The 7,114-nt window shown below is 70.2% G+C and carries 7 protein-coding genes; 5 read left to right on the forward strand and 2 right to left on the reverse strand.

Annotation, left to right across the window (positions count from 1 at the left end):
• Positions 1-60: 60 nt before the first annotated feature.
• The 3 genes from serC to OF819_RS23500 all read left to right on the forward strand — a co-directional run bounded on the left by serC (position 61) and on the right by OF819_RS23500 (position 2,448).
• Entirely contained in the window at positions 61-1,179 is a 1,119-nt protein-coding gene (gene serC / locus OF819_RS23490) for a phosphoserine transaminase (RefSeq protein ID WP_267245601.1), read from the forward strand.
• A 184-nt stretch (positions 1,180-1,363) separates the two neighbouring features.
• Positions 1,364-1,912, forward strand: coding sequence for a Uma2 family endonuclease (locus tag OF819_RS23495; protein ID WP_267245614.1), 549 nt, complete (start codon positions 1,364-1,366; stop codon positions 1,910-1,912).
• Between the two features lie 107 nt (positions 1,913-2,019).
• Positions 2,020-2,448, forward strand: coding sequence for a PPOX class F420-dependent oxidoreductase (locus OF819_RS23500; protein ID WP_267245602.1), 429 nt, complete (start codon positions 2,020-2,022; stop codon positions 2,446-2,448).
• A 21-nt stretch (positions 2,449-2,469) separates the two neighbouring features.
• On the opposite strand, the gene OF819_RS23505 is transcribed toward OF819_RS23500, so the two are convergent.
• Complete coding sequence (locus OF819_RS23505; protein ID WP_267245603.1) at positions 2,470-3,483, reverse strand: WD40 repeat domain-containing protein; 1,014 nt, start codon at positions 3,481-3,483, stop codon at positions 2,470-2,472.
• 206 nt (positions 3,484-3,689) lie between these two features.
• Between OF819_RS23505 and OF819_RS23510 the strand changes: the two genes are divergently transcribed.
• Positions 3,690-5,318 (forward strand): hypothetical protein, encoded by a 1,629-nt coding sequence (locus OF819_RS23510; protein ID WP_267245604.1) that lies wholly within the window; start codon positions 3,690-3,692, stop codon positions 5,316-5,318.
• 30 nt (positions 5,319-5,348) lie between these two features.
• A complete protein-coding gene (locus OF819_RS23515) occupies positions 5,349-6,071 on the forward strand; it encodes a GDSL-type esterase/lipase family protein (RefSeq protein ID WP_267245605.1) in 723 nt (240 codons plus the stop codon).
• Positions 6,072-6,748: 677 nt separating this feature from the next.
• Here OF819_RS23515 and OF819_RS23520 read toward each other — a convergent pair.
• The coding region (locus OF819_RS23520) for a hypothetical protein (protein WP_416370608.1) at positions 6,749-7,114 on the reverse strand (366 nt) is incomplete at its 5' end.

The raw sequence follows: 7,114 nt of genomic DNA on the forward strand, positions 1-7,114 counted from the left end.
TGCGTCTCAGCCGCCGGACCGCCTCCCCGCCCGCCCGGCAGAACCGATACGCTCGCGCTCGTGGCTGAGATCCGGATTCCCGCTGACATCAAGCCCGCCGACGGCCGTTTCGGCGCGGGCCCCTCCAAGGTGCGCACGGAGGCGCTGGACGCGCTGGCCGCCACGGGTGCCTCTCTCCTCGGCACGTCCCACCGCCAGGCCCCGGTGAAGAACCTGGTCGGCGAGGTGCGCGAGGGCGTACGGGAGCTGTTCTCGCTCCCCGAGGGATACGAGGTGATCCTCGGCAACGGCGGCTCCACCGCCTTCTGGGACATCGCGACGCACGGACTGATCGACGGCAAGTCACAGCATCTGTCGTTCGGCGAGTTCTCGTCCAAGTTCGCCAAGGCGGCCAAGCTCGCGCCCTGGCTGGCCGAACCCACCGTGATCTCCTCCGAGCCGGGCACCCACCCCGAGCCGCGGGCGGAGGCGGGCGTCGACGTCTACGCCTTCACCCACAACGAGACCTCCACCGGCGTCGCGGCCCCGATCAAGCGCGTCGACGGCGCGGACGAGGGCGCGCTGGTGCTGGTGGACGCCACCTCGGGCGCGGGCGGTCTGCCGGTCGACATCGCGCAGACGGACGTCTACTACTTCGCCCCGCAGAAGTCCTTCGCCTCGGACGGCGGCCTGTGGATCGGCGTGTTCTCCCCGGCGGCCCTGGAGCGGGCCGGACGCATCCACGCGTCGGGCCGCCATGTGCCGGAGTTCTTCAGCCTGCCGACCGCGATCGACAACTCGCGCAAGAACCAGACGTACAACACCCCGGCGCTGGCCACCCTCTTCCTGCTCAACGAGCAGCTGAAGTGGCTGAACGGCCAGGGCGGCCTGGACTGGTCGACGAACCGCACCGCCACCTCCTCCCGCGCGCTCTACTCCTGGGCGGACGCCTCCAAGCACGCCACCCCGTTCGTGACGGACCCGGCCAAGCGCTCCCAGGTCATCGGCACGATCGACTTCGCGGACGAGATCGACGCCGCCGCGGTCGCCAAGACCCTGCGGGCCAACGGCATCGTGGACACGGAGCCGTACCGCAAGCTGGGCCGCAACCAGCTGCGCGTGGCGATGTTCCCGGCGATCGACCCGGCGGACGTCGAGGCCCTGACGGCGTGCGTGGACTATGTGATCGAGCGCCTCTGACGCTTTGCGTGCACTGCCGGTGAGGGCCCGCCGCCACGGCGGGCCCTCACTCGTACAGGTGACCGTACGGAGAACGGACACGGCAGGCCCCTGCTCCCCGTGACCATGCTCCAGAGAGAATCTCCCTGGAGGCCATGTGTCCCGCAGCGCGTCCCCCACCCTGCTTGAGTCGGCCAACTACATGATGGAGCGGCTTCCCGGCTTCCGTGTGGAGATCATCGGCGGGCTGCTGACCGTGACGCCGCTGCCTGACAGCGCCCATGCCCGAGTCCTGACCGACGTCATGATCCCTCTGCTTGATGCGGAGCCGTATGGCGTCGAGTACGACGTCCTCCAGCGCGTCGGCCTCTGGCTGCCCGGAGGATCGGAGGATTACGCCGTCCCTGACCTCGCGATCGTCGAATGTGACATCGACGATCATCTCATCGAGAACAACTGCTACGACCCGGCCTGCTTCCGCCTGGTCCTGGAAGTCACCTCCACCAACTACCAGCAAGACCTCCGCAACAAGGTGGCCGCCTACGCCGAGGCGCAGATCCCCGTCTACGTGATCGTCAACCGCAAGCACGGCCGCATCCACGTCCTGACCGAGCCGAACCCCGCCGAGCGGACGTACGACACCCACCGCGTCCACGCCCCCGGCGAGCAGATCACGCTCCCCGAGTCGATCGGGGCGGAGGTCAAGCTGGACGTCGAGGCTCTCCTCCAGGCGGCCGCGCCCAAGAAGCCCTGAGCCTCACCAAGGTCACCGGACTCATCCCCCTCACCGGCTCAGCCGCTGGAAGCCCCCCGGGCCCGCTAGCGGATGACGTCCGCGCCGGGCCGTGTCTTCATGGAGTCATGAGCCATGAAGAGACGAACGGAGGCGGCAGCGGCGGCACGCCGGCCCTGACGCCCTTCGTCAAACAGTGGGCCGCCCTGCTGACCAGCCATAAACGGGACGGCACCGGCGTCGGCACACCCGTCAACATCGTCGTCGAGGGCGACCACGCCTATGTCCGCACCTACGCCAGGGCATGGAAGGCGAAGCGGATGCGGAACGACCCGGAGATCGAACTCGCGCCCTCCACGATGCGCGGCGCGCCGACCGGCCCGCCGATCAAGGCCCGCGCCCGGCTGCTCGACCAGGGCAGCGAGGAGAACGCGCACGCGGCGAAGCTGCTGGCGCGCAAGTATCCCGTCACACACGGGCTGCTGGTGCCGCTGGCGCACAAGGTGAAGCGGGACCGAACGCTCCACTACGAGGTACGCCCGCTCACCCGGGACTGACCGACCGCCTCCGCGCCCGGCTCAGCCCTTGCGGCGCATGCCGCGCAGCCACAGGACGAGGGCTCCGAGGCCCGCGGCGGCGACGAGTCCGTACGTCAGATTCCGGTCGCCGCCGTCCAGGGAGGACACGCCCCCTTCGGCCGTACCGCCGCCGCCTTGCCCCGGCGCGCCCGAGCTCGTCGTCTCGCCCTGTTTCCCGCCGTCCAACTCCACGCGCTGGACGGTGCTCTGCGCCCCTTCCGTGCCGAACATCAGCGCGCTTCCGTCAGGGGTGTACGCGACGGATTCCGCCTGCCGCTGGATCGGCGCGCGCACCCGGCGGTCGGCGCCGGGCCTGCCGTCCTTCCACTCGTACGCGCGGGCGCTGAAGTACGAGCGGAGCAGCAGTTCGCCGCCGTCGGGGGAGAACGCGCCGTCGGTCACCCAGGGGACTTCGGCGATCCGGCGGAAGACGTTCGTCCCGGCGGCGGTGAGCGTGGCGGGCCCCTCGTACAGCCCGCCGCCGTCCTCGTTCTTGGAGGCGATGTAGACGCGCCCGGTGGAGGGGTGCACCATCAGCGCCTCGGCGTCCCGAGCCCCGTCCTCGTACTGGACGGTGTACTGCGTGGCCTGCACGGTCAGTTCCGGGCTGAGCTTCTCCGGCTCCGGGAAGCGGTAGATCCAGACGTGGTCCCAGCGGCCGCCGAAGTTGTCGCCGATGTCGCCGACGTAGATGTCGCCGTCGGGCCCGATGGAGACGGCTTCCATGTCGCGCGGCTCGCCGACCCCGCGCATGGCGAGCCGTGCGACGGTCTCGCCGGTGCGTGAGTCGACGGCGTAGAGGTAGGGGCCCTCGTCCTGGTCGTTGTGCGTCCAGTAGACGCCAGGGTGCCGCTTGCTCGCGACGAGGCCGCTGGACTCCGTGATCCGGGGGTCCTTGATGGTGAAGGACGAGTCGTCGGCGGCCGCGGTCCCACCCGCGATCCCGGTCAGCACGGCGGCGGTGACAGTGACGGCGAGGGCGGCGGAGACGGCGACGTACGAAGGCGAACGCATTCCCCCAGCCTGCCATCACCGGCGGCCGGTGTCGGCCGGGCGTCGGGCCGGGCGTCGGGGCGGGCATCGGGCCGGGCATCGGGCCGGGCGTCCGGCCGGGTGTGGGGCCGGGCGTCGGCGCGGTATCGGCGCGTCCTCCCACGCGCCTGGACGCCCCGGAGGCATCCTCTCCAAACCACCACAAAACAGACACACACCGGAAGCCCATGACCCAGACCTCAGCCGTCAGCCACCCGCCCCCCGAACCCACCGCCACCGCCGCCGCCCGCCTCCTCGCCCCGTCCCGGCTGCGCGACCTGTGCTGGCTCGGCTCCGTGGCCGGGGCGTTCACCGTCCTCCAGCTTGTGCTCAACGTCCCCGGGACCGGGCTCGGCTGGGATGAGACGGTGTACGTGAGCCAGGTCAGCCCCGACGCCCCGGCGGCGTTCTTCAGCGCCCCGCGCGCCCGCGGCATCACCTTCCTCGTGGCCCCCGTGACCGTACTGACGTCGTCCGTCACCGTCCTGCGCGTCTATCTGGCGGTGCTGTCCGGGGCCGCGCTGCTGCTGTCCCTCTGGCTGTGGCGGCCGCTGCTGCCGGTGCGCGTGCTGGCGCTCGCCGGGGCGCTGTTCGCCACCCTGTGGGTCACGCTGCTGTACGGGCCGCAGGTCATGCCCAATCTGTGGGTCGCCTACGCGAGCCTCATCGCCACGGCCTGCTTCCTGCGCGCGGCGGGGGTCCCGTCGACCGAGACGGCCCCTTCTCCACAGGCCGCAACCGACGGCGCGACAGCCTCCACCGTCCGGGCGCTCACCGACCGCTGGCGCCCCCGCGGCGGGAACTCCGCCGGGCGACGCTGGGCGCTGCCGGGCCTCGCCGCGGCCATCGCCGGCGCCGCCCTCCTCCGTCCCGCCGACGCGTTCTGGCTGGCGCTCCCGCTCGCCGTGGCAACCCTGTGCGTACGGCGCTGGCGACACCGCCCCGCGCTGCTGCTGGCGCTCGCGGCCGGCGGGGCGATCGGCTGCGCGCCCTGGGTGGCGGAGGCGTACCTCAGCTACGGCGGGCTGCTGACGCGGCTGCACCGCGCGAGTGAGATCCAGGGCGAGCTGGGCTGGTACTTCGCGGTCGACGACCAGGTGCGGGCGCTGGCGGGCCGCACGCTGTGCCGCCCCTGCGACGTGCCGTGGCGGGACCCGCTGACCGGCCTGTGGTTCTTCGCGCTCCCGCTGCTGGTCGTCGGCGGCTGCCTGGCGGCCCGCCGCACCCCGCACCGCACCGCGCTCCTCGTGGCCACACTCACCGGCGTCTTCGCGGCCTTCCCGTATCTGCTGCTGATCGGCTATGCGGCGCCCCGCTTCCTGCTCCCGGCGTACGCCCTGCTGGCGCTGCCGACGGCGTACGCCCTGACGCGCCTGGTCCGCGCCGCCCGCCCCCGGGCCCTGGTCGTCGCGGGCCTCGTCGTGGCCCTGTCCGCCCACCTGACGATCCAGTTCCTGATCCTGTCGAACGTCATGCACCGCTACCGCACGGACCAGGTCGCCTTCGCGCGCATCTCCGCCGAGCTGAACCGCCTGGGCGTACGCCCCCCATGCGTCGTCAACGGCACGGAGTACGTCCGCATCGGCTTCGGCGCGGGCTGCTCCTCCCGCCAGGCAGGCGGCCACGACGGCTCGATCACGGTGGAGGGCCTTCAGGCTCTGGCCCTCCGTATGCCGATGGCGGTCATCGTCCGCGAGGACGCCACGGTCCCGCACTACGCCAGGACCTGGCGGGCCCATCCCCTCCCCCCGCTCCCCGGCAAAGGCGAACTGACCGCCTATCTCTCCCCGTCCACGTGGCAGGCCTCACACCGCTGAGCCGGCCGACGATCGGCGAGGATGTTACCCATGCGTTTTCTGTTCGTCGGCGACAGCATGACCATCGGAAGCGCCGGCGACTTCACCTGGCGCTACCGCATATGGCAGCACCTGTCCCGGCAGCCCGACGGCCCGTACGAGATCGTCGGCCCCCGCACGTCGCTGTACGACCCCGCCACGGCGGCCGCCACCTCAGACGCCTACGCGGACCCCGCCTTCCCGCCCCCGGCCCGCCGCCACCTCGCCGGCTGGGGCGAAGGCTGGCTCCACATGGCCCCGGCCATCCGCGAAGCGGTGACCGCCGCCCGGCCGGACATCCTGCTGATCTCCCTGGGCCTGATAGACCTCGGCTTCTACACCAACAGCACCCAAACCATCGCCAACACCCACCACTTCATCACCGAAGCCCGCGCGGCCAACCCCCGCATCCGCCTGGTGCTGCTCCCGGTCATCCCCAACATCCGCGCAGCGACGGACGCCCCCTTCGCCGCGGAGTGCGCCCGCTTCAACGAACTCCTCGCCAAGACGACGGCGGACCTCTCCACCCCCGCGTCCCCGCTCCTCCTGGCCTCGGTCCCCCCGTCGTACACCCTCACCACCGACACCTACGACGGCACCCACCCCAGCCCGGCGGGCGAACACAAACTGGCCGCGTCGTTCGCCGACGCCATGCACCAGGCCTGGACCCTGGGCGGCCCCTACCAGCCCACCCCCGCAAGCGCCCCCTTCCACACGGCTCCACACCCGGGGTAGCGCCTCATCACGGCCATGGGCATCAACCCCACATGAGCCACGCCCGCACCAGAAACGTTCCGAGGAACGCGGCAGCGAGTTCGTCGGGTACTCACGGGGAGCAGCCATGATCGGCGCCCTTGCTGGGTCTTGATGATCTCCATCAAGACCCACAGCGATTCAGCTCGGCTCGGGTGGGCCGAGCGCGCCACGGGCCTTGTTGACCGTGCATGATCAGCCCCAGCGCAGCCAGGCCCACACGAGGAGGCCCACGAGGGCTGCGGCCAAGAACTGGGCTGTCAGTTTGAAAGGTGCGGGGGGGGCCTGTCCGCCGACGGAATTCGCCGCTTGTTCCGCTGCTTGCTTCAGCTCCTTGCCTCGCCCAACGATCCCGAGAGGGATGACGATCACCCCCAGGGAATAAATAGACAACAAGGTTTCTAGATCGTGACCCCTAAAGTTGGCAGCCGCCGCAAGAAAAGATGCCCCCAGCAACGGGAAACAGGACACCCTGATCTTATACTTCCGCGTCGGCATGAGGGGGACACAAGTTGCCAGGAACACCGCACTGCCAATCGCGGCGATGATCCACCAAGTATCCGTCGAAATATTTGGGGGTTGCAACGTACTCTCCTTCAACTACTGTGGTGCCCGCCGCTCATGCGGGCACCACAGCTCAACCATTCATTGCTAGTCGGTCAGTCAAACCAGCTTGTGACTGTCGAATATACCGACGATCCGACGTCGTTGACGAACTTCTTCGCCTGAGTTCCTGCCGATTGAGCCAGGCCGGAAGCGCCATCGATGACTTTATTGAAGCGCATTCCGACCACGCCCAGACCGACCCCGAGCGTGGATCCGATGAACTCCTTGCTTGTGAAGCCATAGGCCATTCCGTTCAGGACCGCGCTGGCAGCACCTGTGACAAGCGAAACACCACCCAGAATACCCGCGGCCACCTGGCCGCCCGGAATGAGCGAGGCACCCGCTGCCAGGTAGCCGGTGGCGGTGCTAATGTCACCCAGGACGTTGGCGGCCTTGCCGAGCTTCTCCTTGGTGTCGTC

The organism is Streptomyces sp. PR69, assembly GCF_026420845.1.
Taxonomy (GTDB): Bacteria; Actinomycetota; Actinomycetes; order Streptomycetales; family Streptomycetaceae; genus Streptomyces.

Bases quoted from the DNA above. Each gene is read 5' to 3' on its own strand.
- OF819_RS23495 (WP_267245614.1), top strand. From the start codon at position 1,364: ATGGAGCGGCTTCCCGGCTTCCGTGTGGAGATCATCGGCGGGCTGCTG.
- OF819_RS23500 (WP_267245602.1), top strand. From the start codon at position 2,020: ATGAGCCATGAAGAGACGAACGGAGGCGGCAGCGGCGGCACGCCGGCC.
- OF819_RS23505 (WP_267245603.1), bottom strand. From the start codon at position 3,483: ATGCGTTCGCCTTCGTACGTCGCCGTCTCCGCCGCCCTCGCCGTCACT.
- OF819_RS23510 (WP_267245604.1), top strand. From the start codon at position 3,690: ATGACCCAGACCTCAGCCGTCAGCCACCCGCCCCCCGAACCCACCGCC.
- OF819_RS23515 (WP_267245605.1), top strand. From the start codon at position 5,349: ATGCGTTTTCTGTTCGTCGGCGACAGCATGACCATCGGAAGCGCCGGC.